The sequence below is a fragment of the Chryseobacterium gallinarum genome, assembly GCF_001021975.1.
Classification (GTDB): Bacteria; Bacteroidota; Bacteroidia; order Flavobacteriales; family Weeksellaceae; genus Chryseobacterium; species Chryseobacterium gallinarum.
In genome coordinates this window covers 3,097,384-3,117,406 of the sequence record NZ_CP009928.1, presented here as the reverse complement: position 1 = coordinate 3,117,406, position 20,023 = coordinate 3,097,384, and the positions used below count along the sequence as shown (strand labels likewise).

The following is a 20,023-nucleotide window of genomic DNA, read 5'->3' as shown; positions in this document are numbered from 1 at the left end:
AACAAATTACATGGAAAAAATTTTATCCGTAAAGAATCTGACGAAAAAATTCAAAAGAGTGGTTGTTAACAACATTTCTTTTGATGTCGAAAAAGGTAATGTATATGGGCTCCTGGGCCCCAACGGAAGCGGAAAATCAACAACGTTCGGAATGCTTCTTTCCACCATTAATCCTACAAGTGGAGACTGGTATTGGTTTGGCAGGAAAGGAACAGATTCCGAAACTTTAAAGAAAATTGGAGCCATTATCGAGCAACCCAATTTTTATCCATACCTGAGTGCTGAAACCAACCTTAAAATTGTTGCTGAAATTAAGGGGACGCCGTATTCAAGAATTGAAGAGGTTTTACAAACGGTCAATTTATTTGAAAGGCGAAAAGATCCTTTTAGAACATATTCCCTGGGAATGAAGCAGCGCCTTGCCATTGCTTCGGCTATGCTGAACAATCCGGAAGTTCTGATTCTGGATGAACCCACAAACGGCCTGGATCCGGAAGGCATTATTCAGATCAGGGAGATCATTAACAATATTGCAAAACAAGGTATTACGATCATTATTGCCAGTCATCTTCTGGATGAAATTGAAAAAATATGCAGTCATGTTATTGTGCTAAAGGAAGGAAATTCCATCTATTGTGGAAGAGTGGATGAGATGACTTCCAATAATGGATATTTTGAGCTTAAGGCAGACAATAACACCTTGCTTTTAAACATACTGAACGAATTTCAATGGTTCACTTCCATCAAACAGGATGGGGATCTTATCAAGGCACAGATCCGTGATGACGCTTCAATTTCGGCATCTGCATTGAATCAAAAGCTGGTTGAAAAGGGAATTTTCCTATCCCATTTAACCAGGAAAAAACTGTCTCTTGAATCTCAATTCCTTGAACTTGTAAAAAACACAAATTAATCATGATCAAATTACTAAAACTGGAGTACTATAAAAACCTGAACTATAAGCCATTCAAAGTTTTTAGCATCCTTTATTTTGCTATTCTTATTGCCTTGCTTTTTATTGGATTGGTAGATTTTGACCTTTTTGGCGGCACCGTTAATTTAAAAGAGGAAGGCATCTATAATTTTCCTGAAATATGGAACTTTACCACATGGATTGTAGCTTTATTGAAAATTTTCCTGGGATTGATTATTGTATTCTCCATTTCACAGGAATTCAGCAACCGGATGTTTAAGCAGAATACTATTGACGGATTAAGCCGGAAAGAATTCATTACTTCAAAATTATTGACCATCAGTATTTTTACCATTACCTCTACTCTCATTGTATTTGGGATTACAATGTTTCTGGGATATCAATATTCAAAAACGACAGAATCTGCTAAAGTTTTCGGAGAGATTTTTTTCATTGGAAATTACTTTGTTAAACTGTTTACTTTCTTTTGTTTTCTACTGTTTCTTTCCGTTTTGCTGAGAAAATCAATTTTTGTATTCCTTGCTTTTTTTGTTTTCTGGATTGTGGAAAGCATTTTAACGGCTTTAGAAGTTTTTTATAAAGTAAAAGGAATGCAGGGCCCACAAAGAAACGAGGTGCTGCAACATGATTTTTTTATAACCCATCTTTTACCGTTGGAAAGTATGTCCAGCCTTATTCCTAATCCGATGATGCGATTAAATATGGCTAAAATGATGGGGGTAAAATATGAATTCCATTACCCTGCAGAAAGCCTTATCGCCTGTCTGGTCTGGAGTGCTGTTTTCATTTTCGGATCGTATTGGATTCTGAAAAAAAGAGATTGGTAAACTTTTCATAAACCATTACTAAAATTGTTTTTAAAGTGATTCGTTCCGGATCACTTTTTTTTGGTTTAAGTTTTTGAAGTATTATCAAAAAAAGACTGCCTGTTGGCAGCCTTTTTTTCATCTTACTTTTTATCTAACAACGGAAGGTATTTTCCGTACCCTTTTTTTTCCATTTCCGCTTTTGGAATAAATTTCAGTGAAGCACTGTTGATACAATAGCGGAGTCCTCCTTTGTCCTGCGGACCATCTGTAAAAACATGTCCAAGGTGGGCATCTCCTGTTTTGCTTCTTACCTCCACCCTGTCCATACCGTGAGAACGGTCCAGTTTTTCTTCAATCAGGCTTTTGGTAATAGGTTTTGAAAAGCTTGGCCATCCACAACCTGATTCGAATTTATCCGTTGAAACAAACAAAGGTTCTCCTGTTGTAATATCTACATAGATTCCTTCGCGGGTTTCATTCCAGTATTCATTTTGGAAAGGTCTTTCCGTACCATTTTCCTGGGTAACGTTGTACTGTTCTGCGGTAAGTTTTTCTTTTAAAATCTTTTTATCCTGTTTCTGATAGGTTGTTTCAGGAAGCGGGTTTGCTTTTTTGGCCATTTCAAAAAGACCGGGCTCAATATGACAATAGCCCCCCGGATTTTTATCCAGATAATCCTGGTGATAGTCCTCTGCTTTATAGAAGTTTTTCAAAGGAATGGTCTCCACCACTACCGGTTTACTATAGTTTTTTGCCAGTTTCTGAACTTCTCCTTTGATCACGGCTTCATCTTCTTTATTGGTAAAATAAATCCCGGTTCTGTATTGGTTCCCCCTGTCATTTCCCTGTTTGTCTATACTTGTAGGATCAATTGTCTTGAAATACAGATCAATCAGCAATTTCAGATCTACTTGTTCAGGATCATATTTCACTTTTACCGTTTCTGCAAAACCTGTGGTGTGACTTACTACTTCTTCATAGGTAGGATTTTGGGTATTACCGTTGGCATATCCTACTTCCGTTCCTACTACCCCACGAATCTGTTGGAAGAAATGTTCTGTACCCCAAAAACACCCTCCTGCAAAATAAACTTCTCTGACATTTTTATTATCCATAATTTCCTGATTTTCTTTTTCTTTTATTACTACTTTAGGTTTTGCATGTCTGAAAAACCCGGAGCCTGCAGCAAAGACTGCAATACCCAGAACTATCCCGAGTACTATTAATATATTTTTCATATCTAGCTTTTTATTCATTTTGTATTACTTTGAAATACCATCAATCCAAATCCTAAAAACATAAGATCTTTTAAGATGAAAAAATCTGTAACCGGAATTCCATCTACTATTTTCCATATTCCCGGCGTTGTAAACAGATAACTCAATGTTACCAGAAACGTTACAATCATCCCTATTCCGGCATATCTTTTCAGTACAGCAAATTTCGCACTAAATACCAACAGTAAGGCAATGATAATTTCTATCGTTCCGATCAGGTTTGACACTGTCTGAACACTCATTATTTTGTATACGAAAAAAGTTAGAAAATGGTTTTCAACCAAAGGCTTTATTGCAGCGGCTTCAGTAGGAGTAAATTTGAAGATACCAATCCAGAGCAGAATCAGGGCTGCGCCGAAAAGAGAAACATAATATCCTGATTTGTACGTTGAATGATTGGCAGATTCAGATGTTGTTGCGATCATGTGTTGTAAGATTTTGAATTATACTTATTGTTCAGAAGTATAGTCGGCAACGTTTCAAAATCCTGACAAAATTTTCTTAAAAATCTAATTTTTCGAACATTTTATTTTTAAAATCCTGAATATCAGATTCATTAATTTCACTTTCTCTTTTAGAAAAAATTTTTCGGAATATGTGATCCAAAAAAGCCAGTTTTTTATTATACATCCTGCACCATTTGCAAATTATCAGGTGTATACTGAGTTTTCTGTTCTCTCCGGCAGAAATAGATTGGGCATTGCGCTTTTCCATCAGTAAAGTAGCCTCACTACATGACAAAAAAAGCAGGTGTACAATTTTTTTTAACATTTCAGTCATTTATTATTTTGAAAACCAGTTCATCTCCAGACATTCTCTAAGCTGCATCCGGGCTCTTTGTAAGATCTTCCAAAGGTTAGTCGTAGAAACCTCTAATTCCTGACTCACTTCGGGTGCTTTTTTTTCTTCAATGTAGTACATTTTTAACAAAATTTTCCATCTGGAAGGCAATTCTTCGATACATTCTTCTAATGTTTTATTAAAATCTATATTATCTAGCAGCTCAGGTTCTCTGGCGGATACATCCCAGTCATTCAAAACATCATTATTTTTCCATGAGCCTGTTTCGTCAAAAAAGTGATCGAGTCTTACGTTCGGTTCTGATTTGTATTTTTTTCGGTAGAAATCAGCAATTTTCCGTTGTAAAATGGACATGAGCCAAGTCAGAGGCTGACTTTTTCCTTCAAAAGAATCATAAGAAGAAAATGCAGCAAGGAAAACTTCCTGGACTACATCCTGAGCATCTTCTTTATTGGAAAGCATATACACAGCTTTCTTCAAAAGCGGTGCAGAATACTGTTCTATCCAGCTTTTCAAAATCTCATTTTTCATCATTGCGAGTTAATTTAAACGAAGATAAGATTTTTTTAATTGTGCAGTTAAAGTGAGCAAAACTTGCTATAATTCATCAGTGTTATCTCCAACTTCATAAGCCTAACAGGTTTTGAAAGCATGTTAGGTTTAAATAGGCGAAAGAATCTGCTTACCAGGGTAAATTACCAGATCCATTAAAAACCATGATTCATTGTTTATGTCAACCATTTGATAAAATGGCTTGAAAATATCTAATATTTGATATAAAATCACCTAAAAACCTTAAATTTGCATCTTATCAAAATTTGATATTAAAAAAAGCAAAAGCAATACTATGACATCACAAGAGATACGTCAAAAATTTTTAGATTATTTTAAAAGTAAGGATCACCTTATTGTTCCTTCAGCTCCTATTGTGCTGAAAGACGACCCTACCCTTATGTTTTCCAACTCAGGAATGACGCAGTTCAAAGATTTTTTCTTAGGCTACAAAACACCTACCGCCCCTAGAATTGCCGATACACAGAAATGTCTGAGAGTTTCAGGAAAGCATAATGACCTGGATGATGTAGGTAGAGATACTTACCACCACACCATGTTCGAGATGTTAGGAAACTGGTCTTTTGGAGATTATTTTAAAAAAGAGGCTATTGCTTTTGCCTGGGAATTACTGACTGAAGTTTATGGAATTCCAAAAGAGAATTTATATGTAACTATTTTTGAAGGTGATGCTTCTGAAAATTTAGAGAGAGATCAGGATGCTTTTGATTTCTGGAAATCTCATATTGCTGAAGACCGGATCATCAATGGAAATAAAAAAGACAATTTCTGGGAAATGGGTGAAAGCGGACCTTGCGGCCCATGTTCAGAGATTCATATCGACCTGAGAACCCCTGAAGAAAAAGCAGCTGTTCCGGGGATTACCCTGGTAAATCAGGATCATCCACAAGTGGTGGAAGTATGGAACCTGGTTTTCATGGAATTCAACAGAAAAGCAGATAAGTCTTTAGAAAAACTTCCTGCCCAGCATGTGGATACGGGAATGGGCTTCGAGCGTTTATGTATGGCGCTTCAGGGAAAATCCTCCAACTATGATACGGATGTTTTCACTCCGTTGATTTCTAAAGTGGAAGAGCTTTCAGGTAAGAAATATACCGGTATCCTGGAGGATGAAAAAGATATTGCCATCCGTGTGGTGGTAGACCACATCAGGGCTGTTTCTTTTGCTATTGCTGATGGCCAGTTACCTTCTAACGGTGGTGCAGGATACGTTATCAGAAGAATCTTAAGAAGAGCTATTTCCTATGCTTACAGATTCCTTGGTATGAAAGAGCCTTTCCTTTATAAACTGGTTCCTGTACTTCAGGAACAAATGGGACAATTCTTCCCTGAAATTGAAAAACAGGGAAAATTAGTAGGCGAAGTCATCAAAAGTGAGGAAGAATCATTCTTAAAAACAATTGAAAACGGTCTGATCAGGGTAGAAAAGCTGATCCAGCAGACGATTGCCGGGAATTCAAAAATATTACCTAGCGAGGAAGTCTTTGAATTATATGATACCTATGGTTTTCCTGATGACCTGACGAGAATTATTGCTGAGGAAAAAGGGTTAACAATTGATGAGGCCGGATTTAAAGCTGAAATGGAAAAACAAAAACAACGTTCCAAGTCTGATTCTGCACAGAAAGTGTATGACTGGGTTGTTTTGGAAGAAAAGCCGGAAAACTTCGTAGGGTATGATCAGATTGAATCTGAAACCTATATTACAAGATACAGAAAAGTAGAAAACAAAGACGGGGAATTTTACCAGGTGGTATTAAGCAGCTCTCCATTCTACCCTGAAGGAGGTGGACAGGTTGGAGATAAAGGAGTTCTGGAAAATGCTTCTGAAAGCTTTGAAGTTTTAGAAACTAAAAAAGAAAACGGACTGATCATTTCTTTAATCAATGGTCTGCCTAAAGATGCAGGTGCTCTTTTCTATGCTAAAGTAAACGCTGCCGACAGAAAGAATTCTCAGGCGAACCACTCTGTAACGCACCTTTTACATGAAGCCTTAAGAGAAGTTTTAGGAACTCACGTAGAGCAAAAAGGATCTTATGTGGGACCGGATTATCTGCGTTTCGACTTTTCCCACTTCAATAAAATGACAGAGGAAGAACTAGCACTGATTGAAGAAAAAGTAAACAAAAAGATCAAAGAAAGCATTGCGTTACAGGAATTCAGAAGCATTCCTATTCAGGAGGCTCTGGACAAAGGGGCAATGGCTTTGTTTGGGGAAAAATATGGTGACAATGTGAGAATGATCCAGTTTGGAAGTTCCAAAGAACTTTGCGGGGGAACTCACGTTAAAAATACCAGCGAAATCGGTCATTTCAAAATTACTTCCGAAGGTTCTGCTGCGGCAGGAATCAGAAGGATTGAAGCGATTTCCGGTGATAAGTCTGAAGAATATTTCAACAATCTGGAAAAACAGATCATTGAACTTTCCCAGTTGTTAAAATCTAAGGATGTTGTAAGATCTATTGAAAAATTAATTGAAGAAAACACATCGTTAAAAGCTGAAGTGGATGCTCTTAAAAAAGAAAAGGCAAAAGGAGAAATCAGTGATTGGAAAAATGCTTACGAACAGAAAGGCAATAAGCAGCTTTTAGTCAAGAAAACTTCTTTGGATGCCGGTTCTGTGAAAGATATCGTATTCCAGCTGAAAAGAGAAATTCCGGCTTCTGTAACGGTCATTCTTTCTGATGCAGACGGAAAACCAATGATTACTGTAGGTGTGTCGGATGACCTTGCTGCAGATTATCAGGCCGGAGCTATTGTAAAAGATCTTGCTAAAGAAATTCAAGGTGGTGGTGGCGGAAATCCTGGTTTTGCCACTGCGGGAGGTAAAAACCTTGCAGGATTGGAAAATGCATACCAAAAAGCATTGAATATTTAAGATTACTATCATTAAGCATTTCAAAATCAGCGGTCTCATCTGACCGCTGATTTTTTTTTAAATACAAATGTAACCTTGGGTGTCCATGTGTCTTTACAACATCTTCGGAGCTTTGTTTATATACTAAAAATGATTTTTATTTATATTCATTCTAATTATTGATCTTATCTTAACAATCATCTCTTAATCTTAAACTATTTGTTTTGTCTTATTAAAACCCAGTTAATACTAGACCTTTAGTTTTGCCTTAATCGAAATTCAAAAAAACAATTATGAAAATTAACAAAACTATTGGTGCTTTATTATTTGCAACTGTCCTTTTTCAGGGCTGTAATGATGATAATAACGGTGACAGCAGCAACCCGGTTAATGATAAAATCAAGCTTGAAAACTTTTCTAAAGAACCGGCTTTCGTTTTTGGAATGCCCGGTTTTGAAAACCTGAATATCACCACCCTTATTTCAAGCTCCGATGTTCTTTCCGGATCTCCTGATTTTGTTTTCGGAGGTCAGCCGGACGGGATGGGAATTATGAAAGATCCGAACTCTGACGGATACCTGATGATCACTAATCATGAGATCAAGCAATCGGTATCAAGAGTATATTTAGATAAAACATTCAGACCTGTAAAAGGAGAATATATCCTTAACGGTACGGGAGGAATGACCAGGTTATGTTCTGCTACACTAGCTACTCCCGAGATTCATGGTTTCAGTGCTTTTCTTACAGCGGGTGAATCAGGAGAAGAAAGTATGGTTCATGCTTTAAATCCTTTAGCTCCGGTTTCCCAGGCTTCAGATAAAACAAGGGTAAAACCGGCTTTAGGAAAGGCATCTATGGAAAATGCAGTTCCGCTTCCTAAGGATGTGTCCAACGGGAAATCTTATATCATTATCGGGGAAGACCAATCTTATTCTTCTTCTCATCAGTCTGCCGGACAATTGATCATGTATGTTGCCAATACACAGGGAGATTTAGATAACGGGAAATTATACGCTTTGAAGAGAACCAACAATAATTATACAGAAACTGATATGACGAAAGGAAACAGTTATGATGTGGAGTTTGTTGAGATCCCAAATGCTAAAAACCTTACAGGAGCCCAGATCAACCAGGCCAACATCAATAATAATGCAATCCGCTTCTCAAGAGTTGAAGATGTTGACTACAGAAAAGGAGCAGGAAAAGGCAGGGAAATTTATTTTACGGCTACAGGAGAATCTTCTGACGGAATGAATCCGAAACCGGGTTTAACCATGTGGGGAAGGGTCTATAAGCTTGTGCTTAATGCCAATAATATGCTGACAGGAAAACTTGAAGTAGTTGCTGAAGGAGATTCCAATCCGGGACACAATCTTATCAATCCGGATAATTTATGTGTTACTGAAAACTATGTTTATATTCAGGAAGACGGGGATTCATATTACAAAGCGGCAGCCCATGATTCTTACATCTGGCAGCTGAATATTGCAACCAAACAATATAAACCGTGGCTGAACATGAAACACAACAGAAATGATGCTGCCTGGCAGACGGCTTATAACCAGTCCGGGGACCTACAGAAATTCGGTTCATGGGAATTTGGGGCCATGGTTGATATTTCAGATATCATTGGTGTTCCTAATACTTTTTCGGTAAATATCCATTCTCATACATGGCAATCGGATAAATTCAAAAATCCTGACGGATCGGGTATCAATACCAATAAAGAAGGAGGACAGATTGTTATTATCAGAAACGTAGAAAAATAATTTTAATTACTCCATAAAAATCAAAAGTATCAATAGAAAAACTTCTGTTGGTACTTTTTCATACCCATGAAAAAGCTTTCAAAATACCCTATTCTCCTGTTTTTATACTCTGCTATTGCTCTTTTTGTTCTTTCTTACTGTAAAAGTGACAAATATTCGCCTGTTTACGAAGATCTGGGTTCTGTAAAAAATGAAATTCTCAGAAACAATACTGAGTTTGAAAAACAGATCAAAGGGCTGATTGCACTCGTATCAAAAAATACGGATGAAAAGATCCTCCAGGAAAAATTTGAAGAGTTAAGGAAAACCTATAAAAAAATGGAATGGGCGGTAGAGTACTTTCTTCCCCACTCTGCCCGGTTTATCAATGGTCCTGCACTTCCCGAAATAGAAATGGATGAACATACCGAGATAGAAGCGGAAGGATTACAGGTGCTGGAAGAAATGCTTTATCCTTATGATAAAACCAATAAGGAAGAGGTGATAAGATTCCTGAATAAACTGATCAATAAAAGCAATACGATCAAAACTAATTTTGAAGCTATTACGGTCAGCAAAGACCAGGTTTTTGATGCCCTAAGGCTGGAAGTTTTCCGGATCTCAAGCTTAGGAATTTCGGGATTTGACACTCCGGTTTCAGGAACTTTTTTAAAAGAAATGCCTTATTCCCTCGAAGGAGTAAAGCAAACTTTACAGCAAATCTCCACAGAACAATCAAAAGATAAAGCCTTAAAAAGCATTATTTCAGAAATCAATTCAGCCATTGGCGTTTTGAAGAAAAACACAGATAAAAATACATTTGATTACGTCAATTTTATTCCTGATCATCTCAACAAAATAACATTCCTTCTCCTGGAATTCAAGAAACAGGAAAAGATCCCGGACGTGGAAGTGACTACTGCTTTGAATAAAAATGCACCTACTTTTTTTGCCATCAATGCATTCAATCCTGATGCTTTTACTCCCGGAAAAGAATATGCATATTCTGAAGAAAAGGCCGCCCTTGGCAAGAAACTTTTTAATGACAAGATCCTTTCCAATAACAACACCAGGAGCTGTGCTACCTGCCATATTCCTGAAAAAGCCTTTACTGACGGTCTCCCTAAATCCATGTCTCTGGAAAATTCAGAACTTTCCCGAAATGCTCCTTCCCTGAATTATGCTGGATTCCAGCATGGGCAGTTTTGGGATATGAGGAAAGATGACCTTGAGGGGCAAAGCTCTGATGTTATTTCCAATAAAGAAGAAATGCATGGTGACCTCAATCTGATCCTGGCAAAAATTAATCAGCATAAAGAATATCAATCAGCCTTTGAAAAGATCTACCACTCTCCGAAAACCGAAGTATGGCAGCTTCAGAATGTGCTGGCGAGCTATATCCGTTCATTAGCGGGATTCAATTCTGATTTTGACCATTATATGCGGGGGAATAAATCTGCCATGAATGAAAGCCAGAAGCGGGGATTCAATCTTTTTGTAGGAAAAGCGCAATGTGCCATTTGTCATTTTGTTCCCTTGTTTAACGGAACTGTCCCTCCTGTTTTCAAAAAAACAGAACAGGAAGTGCTTGGCGTGGCCGTCAATGGGGAAAACAAAACATTTGATGAAGATCCGGGAAGAGGAAAGTTTCATGAGACGGTGGCTTCATTACAGCATTCCTTTAAAACTCCAACGTTAAGAAACATCAATAAAACAGCACCTTACATGCACAACGGAGGCTATAAAACCCTGAGGGAAGTAATGGATTTTTATAACAAAGGTGGTGGAAAAGGTATAGGTTTTACAATTGAAAATCAAACCCTCTCCGATACTTCTTTACAACTTACCAACCAGGAAATTGACGATATCATTGAGTTTATGAAAGCTCTGGATGACAGATAAAAAACAGGGAGAAAAAAACTGAAAGTTATTTTCAGCAACAGGTGCCAAAGATAATTTACCAGCTATTTAAGCGGGTAATAATCTTCCCGCTCCCAGCTTCATGCTTCCAACCTTGTCCCACTTCTTCATTATCAGGTCAGATCAATGTTATACTCTGTTAAAAAACTTTTCCAAAACAATAAATATCATTAATTTTGACCTAGTTTTTTTACATGAAAAGGGGTTTACTGCTATTATTATTTTTGATATCTTTTCTGGGGTATTCACAATTAAAAATTAAAATTGTTGATGACGTCAGCCAAAAGCCTGTCCCCAATGCTAAAGTGTCTTGTGACAATAAGGTTCTCGGCTATACAAATGCTCAGGGTACTCTGGAATTTAAAGCTGCCTGTACAGCCATCACTATTGAAGCTGAATCTTATCAGAAAGAAACAGCCAATGTAGAAAGCAGTATGGAAATATCCCTGCTCAGAAAAACTTCAAAAACTACGGCTATTGAAGCAGTTGTCATCGAAGATAAAAGTGATCCCAGGGCTCTTGAAATTTTAAAGAAAGTAAATCAGCTATTTAAAGAAAATTCTCCGAAAAGCTTAGCTTCATATTCATACAAATCCTATGAGAAGATCTCTCTGGATATTGATGAGGACAGCATTTCCCAGTTCAAAGAATATTTTAATGATTTAAACATTTTCAAGAAAAAGAGAGAAAAAGATTCACTCAACAACATTACTGCAAGAAAAATCTTCGCTAAAAGTAAATTATTCCTTTGGGAAAGAGCCCAGGAATTCCTGTATTCTAAAAAATATGGTGAAAAAATTAATATCCTGGACAACAGAATTTCGGGTCTGAAACAACCCATCTATGAAATGATTGCCCTGCAGCAAAGTAACAGGGATGTTGTTCCTGAACAGATCAAACAGGAAAACAGGGGACTTTACCGTTATTTTCTTTCTGATACCGTTGAACTTGACGGAAGGAAAAATTTTGTCATCCGTTTCCGTGAAGTGAATTATAAAAACCCTGACAGAAAAAGAAAATACAATGGTGCCATCTATGTGGATACCGAAACCTTTGGAGTCAAAAAAATTGAAAATTTCAGTAAAAACAAAAACGACGGAATTATCACCAGTACCTGGATATTTTACAATAATAAATGGTTTCTTGCTCATGAGAAAGCAAAGCTTAAAATGGGTAAAATGGCCATGGATGACAAAGACCGTTTCAACAAAAAAGACAAAAAAAGCTTTGGCACCTACGCTTTCCTCACTTCAAAATACTTTGACTTCGAATCTCCGATTGAGGTAAGTTCTAAGGACTTCAAAGGCTATACTTTTTCCGTAAAGAGCATTGACGGGCATTCTCTGGAACATTACAGGACTGATCCGCTTACCGAAAGGGAACGCAATACCTATACAACGATTGACAGCTTAGGCAAAAAATATAAAATCGATAATAAAGCCCAGATACTCTCCGGTTTGCTGAATGGACAAATCAGGGTAGGCTCCGTAGATTTTGCAGTGGATGAAGTAGTTAATTACAACTCTTACGAAGGATTCAGATTAGGATTAAAAGCTAAGGTGAATGAAAATTTCAATCCTTATTTTTCTCCGGATTATTATTTTGCTTACGGGGTGAAAGACCGGAGATGGAAATATGGTATGGGAATAGACATCAAAACTACTCTGGAAAAGAATTCGTTTTTCAGATTTGATTTTTACGACGATGTAACGGCCTCCGGTGAATTTTACAGAAGACTCTGGAATTTTAAAATGAGAATGGCCAATTTTGGGAATAACCTTAATAATGACCGGTATTATCATTTTAAAGGAGCCTCGCTATCATACCTGAATGACGTAACCAACGGGCTTACCTTAGCTTTCGCCCTGAGAAGGAATATTGAGGAAGCGGAATTCGATTATCAGTTTAAAGATGAAGGTTCATCGTTTAAAAACTTCAATACGCTGTTTACCTTAAAATATTCCCCGAATTCTACCAATATTATGACTCCGCAGGGAAAATCCCTGATTGACCAGAAATACCCGGAATTGTATTTTAATTATGAACAGAGTTACAGGACTTTAGGTGGTAATTTCAATTACTCACGTTTTGATGCCCTTTTTGTTCACAACTTTAAAACCCCGCTTGGAATAACCGGATTCAGATTGTATGGAGGAATGGTATTCGGAGAGGCCCCGATCTGGAAAAACTTTACCATGAACGGACTGGCATCTCCCGGTAAAGATTTCAATTTCAACCTTACTTCATTCCTGGGATTTGCAACACTGGAAGGCGGAAAATACTACAATGATAAATTTGTGGCCTACTATTTCACCCACAAGCTACCATGGTATTTCAAAAGCTTTGGCCATAATGTTTCGAGTTTCGACTTTGTATTGCGGGGAACAATTGGAGATATGAAATATCCGGAGTACCATCAGTTCAGGTTCAAACCGCTCAACCATCTTTATCAGGAAGTCGGTCTGGAATGGAATAATTTCCTTTCGAGCTATTTCAATCTAGGGTTGTTTTACAGGGTAGGTTATTATACTACCCCTAATTTCAAACAAAATTTTGCCATCCAGTTTAAATTGAAATTTTTAGAATTTTAAGCTCTGATTTTTCCAGAGAAATAAAAAAGATCCAGTTTAAAACCATTTTTAAAATCAACGATAAAATATAATAAAATGCAGAAAATCGAAATAAAAGCAGAACAATTTTTTGAGTTATTAAAGTTGAAAGATACTTCCATGTGGGCAATTTTCTCACAAATGATCGACGGAAATGAAAAAGAAATCATTTTTTTAGATCATGAGGAAAAAATCCTTTTCAATTATATTTTACCTTCCACTACTGAAAAGCTGGAAGAAGACCGGAAAGAGTTTTCAAAACAATTTTCAGAAAAGTTGGCTAACTTTAATTAAAAATTTCTGATGAATAAACACTATATTTTTTCGCTGCTGAGTTTTCTTTTATTCAGTTTCGGAAATGCCCAAAACTATAAAAAACCTTTGGTTTCTGCCATTAAGGAGGCCGATCTGCGGAAAGATATGTATGAGCTTGCAGCAGACCAGTTCTGGGGAAGGGAAGCCGGCACACTGGATGAATTAAAAGTTTCGATGTGGCTTGCTGACAAAGCCAAAGAAGCCGGAATGCAACCTGCTGGTGATAATGGTACTTTTTTCCAGTTTTTTGAAATGTACAGGCATCAGATTACCCCCCAAAGCAGCCTGAAAATCGGAAATAATAATCTGAAGCTATGGAAAGATTTCCTTGTTGCGGAACCGGTGAATGCTTCTGTGGATGCAGAGGTGGTGTATGCCGGAAATACCGAACCTGAAGACCTATCCCAGCTCAATATCAAAGGAAAGGTTCTTGCTGTGAATGCTTCCGATAAAAATATCGAAAAGGAAATGACCCTTTTTATAAGAAGGTATCCCGGTTTTGTACGGACAAAATACTACAATAAAGCCTATGAACTGGGAGCAAAAGCCATTATCTTCATTACCGATGATATTTCTGAAAAAAGCTGGCCGGAAGTGCTTCCCCAGATGACAAGAGGCAGCTACGGAGTAGAAGGTTTGAGAGAAAAAATCACCAACAATATTCCTGTGCTGTGGATCAAAAAGGAAAATACAGATTGGGTAAAAAATAATCCGAAAGTTACCCTGACCCTGACCACCGAAACTTATAAATACCCTTCCGTTAATATCATTGGTAAAATAGAAGGAACCGATCCCGTCCTTAAAAATGAATATGTTTTGCTTAGCGGACACCAGGATCACGACGGAATCAGACATCCTGTAAAAAACGATACGATCTATAATGGCGCTGATGATAATGCCAGTACTTGTGTAGCCATGCTGGCAATGGCAAGAGCTTATAAAAAGCAGCCGGGTAAAAGAAGCATTCTGTTCGTTTTTCATGGTGCTGAAGAAAGAGGTTTACTGGGGTCGCGGTGGCATGCCGCCCATCCTGTAGTACCCAGGGAAAAAATTGTAGCCGTTCTGAATGGGGATATGATTGGAAGAAACAATAATGATGAAGCAGCTTTACTGGGAGGAAACGCTCCTCATAAAAATTCAGAAGAACTGGTAAAAATGGCGGAAGAGGCTAATAATGAAAGTACAAAATTTAAATACCTGAAGGATTGGGATTCCCCTAACCATGCTGAGTATTTTTATTTCAGAAGTGATCATCTTCCTTATGCTAAAATGGGTATCCCTGCTATCTTTTTCACCAGCGTACTTCATGACCAGTACCATACCCCACAGGATGAATCTGAAAACATCAACTACAAAAAACTGTATAAAATGACCGAATGGATGTACAGAACATCCTGGAAAGTAGCCAACGAGACCGGACGTCCGAAAGTTATAGCCAACTTTTCACTTGAACGATAAATAAAAAGCTTCACAAAAATTTGTGAAGCTTTTTCATCATTGTGTTTTCAGAATCAAAACTAAACTCACCGGATTGAAACTAAAAAATCATCGTAATCTATTTGATCAGCAAGACTGTTTAACAAAAATGTACTTTTATCTGGAAACAAAAGAATAAAAAGTAACTTCTGCTTCCAGTCTTCTATCCTAAATAAGAAGGTTCATTAAAGAAGGATCATTATTCAGGTAATTGACAAAAAAATCATATTTTTTCATTTTCTCAATCAATGGTGGGAAATCATTATTTTGTTTCAGGGCAATTCCTACAACGGCAATTCCTTTTTCTTTTGAGTTTTTCTGGGTATACTCAAAATAAGTGATGTCATCATCAGGTCCCAGAACATCCATTACAAAAGTTTTCAAAGCTCCGGGACGTTGTGGAAACCTGACCAGGAAGTAGTGCTTCAATCCTGCATATAAAAGGGCTTTCTCTTTAATCTCTTCCATACGGGTAATATCATTATTGCTTCCACTGATGATACATACTACATTTTTCCCCTGGATTTCTTCCTTATATTTATTCAGTACAGCCACAGAAAGCGCTCCTGCAGGCTCTACCACAATTGCATCTTTGTTGTACAACGAGAGGATGGTTTCGCACACCAGTCCTTCGTCTACAGTAGCCATATCGTATAATACATTCCGGCAAGAATTAAAAGTAAGATCTCCCACTTTCTGGACGGCTGCACCATCCACAAACCGGCTTATTTTTTCCAGAAGGACAGGTTTTCCTTTTTCCAGGGCTTTTTTCATGCTAGCTGCTGCCGAAGGTTCCACTCCTATGATTTTTGTTTCCGGAGACAATTCCTTAAATACCGAACATACTCCTGCAGCCAGGCCACCTCCTCCTACGGGTACAAAAAGATAATCTACAGGCCGGACAGCCTGTTCCAGTATTTCCAGGGCCACAGTAGCCTGTCCTTCTATGATGGCAGGATCATCAAAGGGATGAATAAACACCCTGCTATGATCCTGGCAAAACCTCATCGCAGCATCTTTAGCTTCATCAAAGGTATCTCCATACAGTACGACATCAATATAATGGCCGCCAAACATTTTCACCTGTTCCAGTTTTTGGCCGGGAGTAGGCAAAGGCATGAAAATAGTCCCTTTCACTTTCATCTTATTGCATGCGAAAGCTACTCCCTGGGCGTGATTTCCAGCACTTGCACAAACCACTCCTTTTTCAAGTTCTTTTGGGGGCATGGTAGCCATTTTATTATAAGCTCCCCTGATTTTATATGATCTTACCTGCTGAAGATCTTCCCTTTTAAAGCTGATATTGGCTTTGTAGAGATTAGAAAGATTATAATTAACGGCCAAAGGAGTTCTTACAATAACTCCTTTCAGCCTTTCCCCTGCCTGATAGACACCCTCCGGAACAGATGTTCCTATTTCCTCTTTCACCATTTTCCGTATATTAATTGTTTTCGGGTCTGAGGCTTCGGACGGTTTTGCCTGCCTGCCACATTTCGCTTTCTCTTAGCTCTGCGAGCTCAGCTTCTAATTTTTCCCTGTAATCCGGTTTGCTATTGCTGTCAATGGACCGCTGGGCTTCATTTCCCTTCGCTACATTGTCATAAAGTTCCTCAAACAAAGGAGAAGTAGCGTCTCTAAAACGTTTCCACCAGTCTAATGCCCCTCGCTGGGCAGTAGTACTGCAATTCGCATACATCCAATCCATTCCGTTCTCTGCAACCAATGGCATTAATGATTGCGTCAGCTCTTCTACGGTTTCATTAAACGCTTCGGAAGGGCTGTGTCCGTTTTTTCTCAAAACATCATACTGAGCTGCAAATATTCCCTGTACAGCGCCCATCAGCGTTCCTCTTTCCCCTGCCAGATCGCTGTATACTTCTTTCTTGAAATCCGTTTCAAATAAATATCCGCTTCCTATGGCAATTCCCAAAGCGGTTACTCTTTCTCTTGCTTTCCCCGTAGCGTCCTGGTACACGGCAAAGCTGCTGTTCAGCCCCCTATCCTGAAGAAACATTCTTCTCAACGAGGTTCCTGAACCTTTAGGGGCTACCAGGAAAACATCAACATCCGCAGGAGGAACAATTCCCGTGCGCTCATTAAACGTAATTCCGAAACCATGAGAAAAATACAAAGCTTTTCCCGGGCTAAGATGTTGTTTTACTTTAGGCCAGTATTCAATTTGTGCGGCATCACTTAACAGATAACAGATGATTGTTCCTTTCTCCAATGCCTCTTCAATTTCAAATAAAGTTTCTCCGGGAACAAATCCGTCTGCTACTGCTTTATCCCAGGATTTCGAGTTTTTCCTCTGTCCAACAATGACATTAATTCCGTTGTCTTTCTGGTTAAGAGCCTGACCAGGCCCCTGCACTCCATATCCGATTACGGCTACTACTTCATTTTTTAACACTTCCTGAGCTTTTTTCAGGGGAAACTCTTCTCTTGTTACTACGTTTTCTTCAACTCCGCCAAAATTCAATTTTGCCATCTTTCTTGATTTTAATTATTATATTATTTTTTTATGTAAGTTTTGTTTAAAACACTTAATTCTTTTAAGGTCAGGATCTCATACAACAAACAAGCTCACATAAGCCTGGCATCCATGAAACCTGCTATTTACTGTATCTTAAATGTTAATGTTTTTAGGGTTCTGCTAACAGTTTTATTTTTACATTTAACTGGCATATTCCATGGTTGTGAGATGGGGATTTTTATGATAATGAACCTCCAGTACATCTACCTGTTTCTCCATTTGCCGGGTAATCTTCTGAACCGATTCTTCCGTTTCCCTGATGACAATTACAAATTTTTTAATGCGCTCCATTTCGGAAGGACCTACATTGAAATTCACCATAGAAATCCTTCTTCTTGAAAAAATAGCATTGATCCTGCCGATCAAACCTAAATAATCTTCTGTATATGCCGTTATGGTATATTCTTTATGTTCTGTTCTCATTTTTTTCTTTTTTGTTTTAAACTTTATGCTGTAATACAATTTCCGAAACACTTTTCCCCTGGGGAATCATTGGAAACACATTGTGCTCTTTTCCTGTCATTACCTCCAGAAGAAAAGCTCCCTTATGATCAAGCATCTCATGAAGCGCCTCTTTCAGCTCTTCCCTCTGAGCTACTTTCCTTCCCTGAATTTCATATCCCTTTGCTACCTGAACAAAATCCGGACTCTGGATATCAACAGACGAATATCTTTCTTCATGAAACAGCTCCTGCCATTGCCTTACCATTCCCAGGTAACCATTATTAAGAATTAAAATTTTCACATCAGAATGGTACTGCATAATGGTTCCCAACTCCTGGATATTCATCTGCGCTCCTCCATCTCCCATTACTGCGATAACGGGGCGCTTGTTTACAGCATAGGCAGCTCCTATGGCAGCCGGAAGGCAAAATCCCATCGTTCCCAATCCCCCACTGGTAATATTAGTCCGGGGATGATTAAACCGGGAATATCTGCAGGTGATCATCTGATGCTGTCCTACATCGGTTACAATAATAGCCTCACCGGCTGTTATCTCATTAAGATACCGGATGACTTCTCCCATGGTAATCTCTCCCTCCAACGGATATAACTCTTTATTAATCAAGGTTGTACTTTCAATTTCAAAACACTCTTTAAATTTTTGATGCCAGGACCTGTATTGTTTTTCCTGTATCAGAAGAGTAAGCAGAGGTAATGTTTCCTTACAATTCCCAAGGACAGGCACATCTGCCTTTACATTCTTATTGATCTCAGCCTTATCAATATCCAGGTGAATAATTTTTGCCTGTTTAGCATATTCATCCAACCTTCCCGTAACACGGTCATCGAAACGCATTCCCACTGCAATCAGGACATCGCATTCATTGGTAAGGACATTGGGACCATAATTTCCGTGCATCCCTACCATCCCAACCGCCTGTGGATGATCCGTAGGGATTACCCCCATTCCCAATACCGTCCAGGCAACGGGAATCCCTGATTTTTCAGCAAATTCTAAAAATTCCTGTTCTGCTTTTCCCAGCATAATTCCCTGCCCGGCAATAATGAATGGTTTTCCCGCCCGGTTAATCATCTCAGCTGCCTGGCTGATTCTTTCCATATCCGGAACAGGATCCGGCTTATAGCTTCTCAGTGTATGGCAAGGCCTATAACCCTGATACAAAATATGCTGCAGCTGGGCATTTTTGGTAACATCAATCAATACCGGACCCGGACGGCCGGATTTTGCTATATAAAATGCTTTGGCTAAAACTTCAGGTAGCTCATGGGCATCTGCTACCTGGTAATTCCATTTGGTTACGGGACTTGTAATATTTATCACATCAATTTCCTGAAAGGCATCAGTTCCCAGCAGGTGCTCGAAAACCTGGCCTGTGATGCATACCAGAGGGGTATTATCCAGTAAAGCATCTGCCAGTCCTGTTACAAGATTTGTTGCTCCGGGTCCGCTGGTGGCCAGTACAACGCCTACTTCTCCTGATGCTCTTGCCAATCCCTGTGCTGCATGTACTGCTGCCTGCTCATGGCGTACCAGGATATGTTCAAGCTTTCCCTGGTAATCATAAAGGGCATCATAAATAGGGATAATGGCACCTCCGGGATATCCGAAAACCGTTTTAACACCTTCCTGCAGGAAGGATTCAAGGATGATCCTACTCCCGCTAAGCTCTCTTTCTGCTGATAAATTCAGATTCTCCATATAT

15 protein-coding genes are annotated in these 20,023 nt (G+C 38.5%); 8 read left to right on the top strand and 7 right to left on the bottom strand.

Annotated features, from left to right (window positions below; translation table 11 throughout):
* The first annotated feature begins 10 nt into the window (after positions 1-10).
* Together OK18_RS14010 and OK18_RS14005 are read left to right on the top strand one after the other, a co-directional pair.
* Positions 11-913: an ABC transporter ATP-binding protein gene (locus tag OK18_RS14010; RefSeq protein ID WP_050021478.1), complete on the top strand. Its 903-nt coding sequence runs from the start codon at positions 11-13 to the stop codon at positions 911-913.
* 2 nt (positions 914-915) lie between these two features.
* Positions 916-1,761 carry an ABC transporter permease gene (locus OK18_RS14005; RefSeq protein ID WP_050021479.1) on the top strand — a complete coding sequence of 282 codons (846 nt, stop codon included), beginning with the start codon at positions 916-918 and terminating at the stop codon, positions 1,759-1,761.
* Positions 1,762-1,883: 122 nt separating this feature from the next.
* Here the strand turns inward: OK18_RS14005 and msrB are convergent, their stop codons facing one another.
* The 3 genes from msrB to OK18_RS13985 all read right to left on the bottom strand — a co-directional run bounded on the left by msrB (position 1,884) and on the right by OK18_RS13985 (position 4,355).
* Positions 1,884-2,981: a peptide-methionine (R)-S-oxide reductase MsrB gene (gene msrB / locus OK18_RS14000; RefSeq protein ID WP_053329378.1), complete on the bottom strand. Its 1,098-nt coding sequence runs from the start codon at positions 2,979-2,981 to the stop codon at positions 1,884-1,886.
* Positions 2,982-2,995: 14 nt separating this feature from the next.
* Positions 2,996-3,445 (bottom strand): DUF417 family protein, encoded by a 450-nt coding sequence (locus OK18_RS13995; RefSeq protein WP_053328376.1) that lies wholly within the window; start codon positions 3,443-3,445, stop codon positions 2,996-2,998.
* A 358-nt stretch (positions 3,446-3,803) separates the two neighbouring features.
* Positions 3,804-4,355 carry a sigma-70 family RNA polymerase sigma factor gene (locus OK18_RS13985; protein ID WP_174441961.1) on the bottom strand — a complete coding sequence of 184 codons (552 nt, stop codon included), beginning with the start codon at positions 4,353-4,355 and terminating at the stop codon, positions 3,804-3,806.
* A gap of 313 nt (positions 4,356-4,668) precedes the next feature.
* On the opposite strand from OK18_RS13985, the gene alaS reads away from it, so the two are divergent.
* The 6 genes from alaS to OK18_RS13955 all read left to right on the top strand — a co-directional run bounded on the left by alaS (position 4,669) and on the right by OK18_RS13955 (position 15,304).
* A complete protein-coding gene (gene alaS / locus OK18_RS13980) occupies positions 4,669-7,272 on the top strand; it encodes an alanine--tRNA ligase (RefSeq protein WP_053328374.1) in 2,604 nt (867 codons plus the stop codon).
* Between the two features lie 272 nt (positions 7,273-7,544).
* Entirely contained in the window at positions 7,545-9,023 is a 1,479-nt protein-coding gene (locus tag OK18_RS13975) for an alkaline phosphatase PhoX (RefSeq protein ID WP_053328373.1), read from the top strand.
* A gap of 66 nt (positions 9,024-9,089) precedes the next feature.
* On the top strand, positions 9,090-10,904 hold the full coding sequence (locus tag OK18_RS13970; protein WP_053328372.1) for a cytochrome-c peroxidase: 1,815 nt from the start codon (positions 9,090-9,092) through the stop codon (positions 10,902-10,904).
* A gap of 212 nt (positions 10,905-11,116) precedes the next feature.
* A complete protein-coding gene (locus OK18_RS13965; protein ID WP_053328371.1) occupies positions 11,117-13,513 on the top strand; it encodes a peptidase associated and DUF5686 domain-containing protein in 2,397 nt (798 codons plus the stop codon).
* Between the two features lie 75 nt (positions 13,514-13,588).
* Positions 13,589-13,825, top strand: a complete 237-nt coding sequence (locus OK18_RS13960) for a hypothetical protein (RefSeq protein ID WP_050021486.1) — start codon at positions 13,589-13,591, stop codon at positions 13,823-13,825.
* A 9-nt stretch (positions 13,826-13,834) separates the two neighbouring features.
* The gene (locus tag OK18_RS13955; RefSeq protein WP_053328370.1) at positions 13,835-15,304 is read left to right on the top strand and encodes a M20/M25/M40 family metallo-hydrolase; all 1,470 of its coding nucleotides are present in this window, start codon (positions 13,835-13,837) and stop codon (positions 15,302-15,304) included.
* A 186-nt stretch (positions 15,305-15,490) separates the two neighbouring features.
* On the opposite strand, the gene ilvA is transcribed toward OK18_RS13955, so the two are convergent.
* The 4 genes from ilvA to ilvB form a co-directional block, all read right to left on the bottom strand.
* Complete coding sequence (ilvA, locus tag OK18_RS13950) at positions 15,491-16,753, bottom strand: threonine ammonia-lyase (protein ID WP_053328369.1); 1,263 nt, start codon at positions 16,751-16,753, stop codon at positions 15,491-15,493.
* A 10-nt stretch (positions 16,754-16,763) separates the two neighbouring features.
* The gene (ilvC, locus tag OK18_RS13945) at positions 16,764-17,810 is read right to left on the bottom strand and encodes a ketol-acid reductoisomerase (RefSeq protein ID WP_053328368.1); all 1,047 of its coding nucleotides are present in this window, start codon (positions 17,808-17,810) and stop codon (positions 16,764-16,766) included.
* A 186-nt stretch (positions 17,811-17,996) separates the two neighbouring features.
* The gene (locus OK18_RS13940) at positions 17,997-18,278 is read right to left on the bottom strand and encodes an ACT domain-containing protein (RefSeq protein WP_053328367.1); all 282 of its coding nucleotides are present in this window, start codon (positions 18,276-18,278) and stop codon (positions 17,997-17,999) included.
* A gap of 16 nt (positions 18,279-18,294) precedes the next feature.
* On the bottom strand, positions 18,295-20,019 hold the full coding sequence (gene ilvB, locus OK18_RS13935) for a biosynthetic-type acetolactate synthase large subunit (RefSeq protein ID WP_053328366.1): 1,725 nt from the start codon (positions 20,017-20,019) through the stop codon (positions 18,295-18,297).
* Positions 20,020-20,023: the final 4 nt, after the last annotated feature.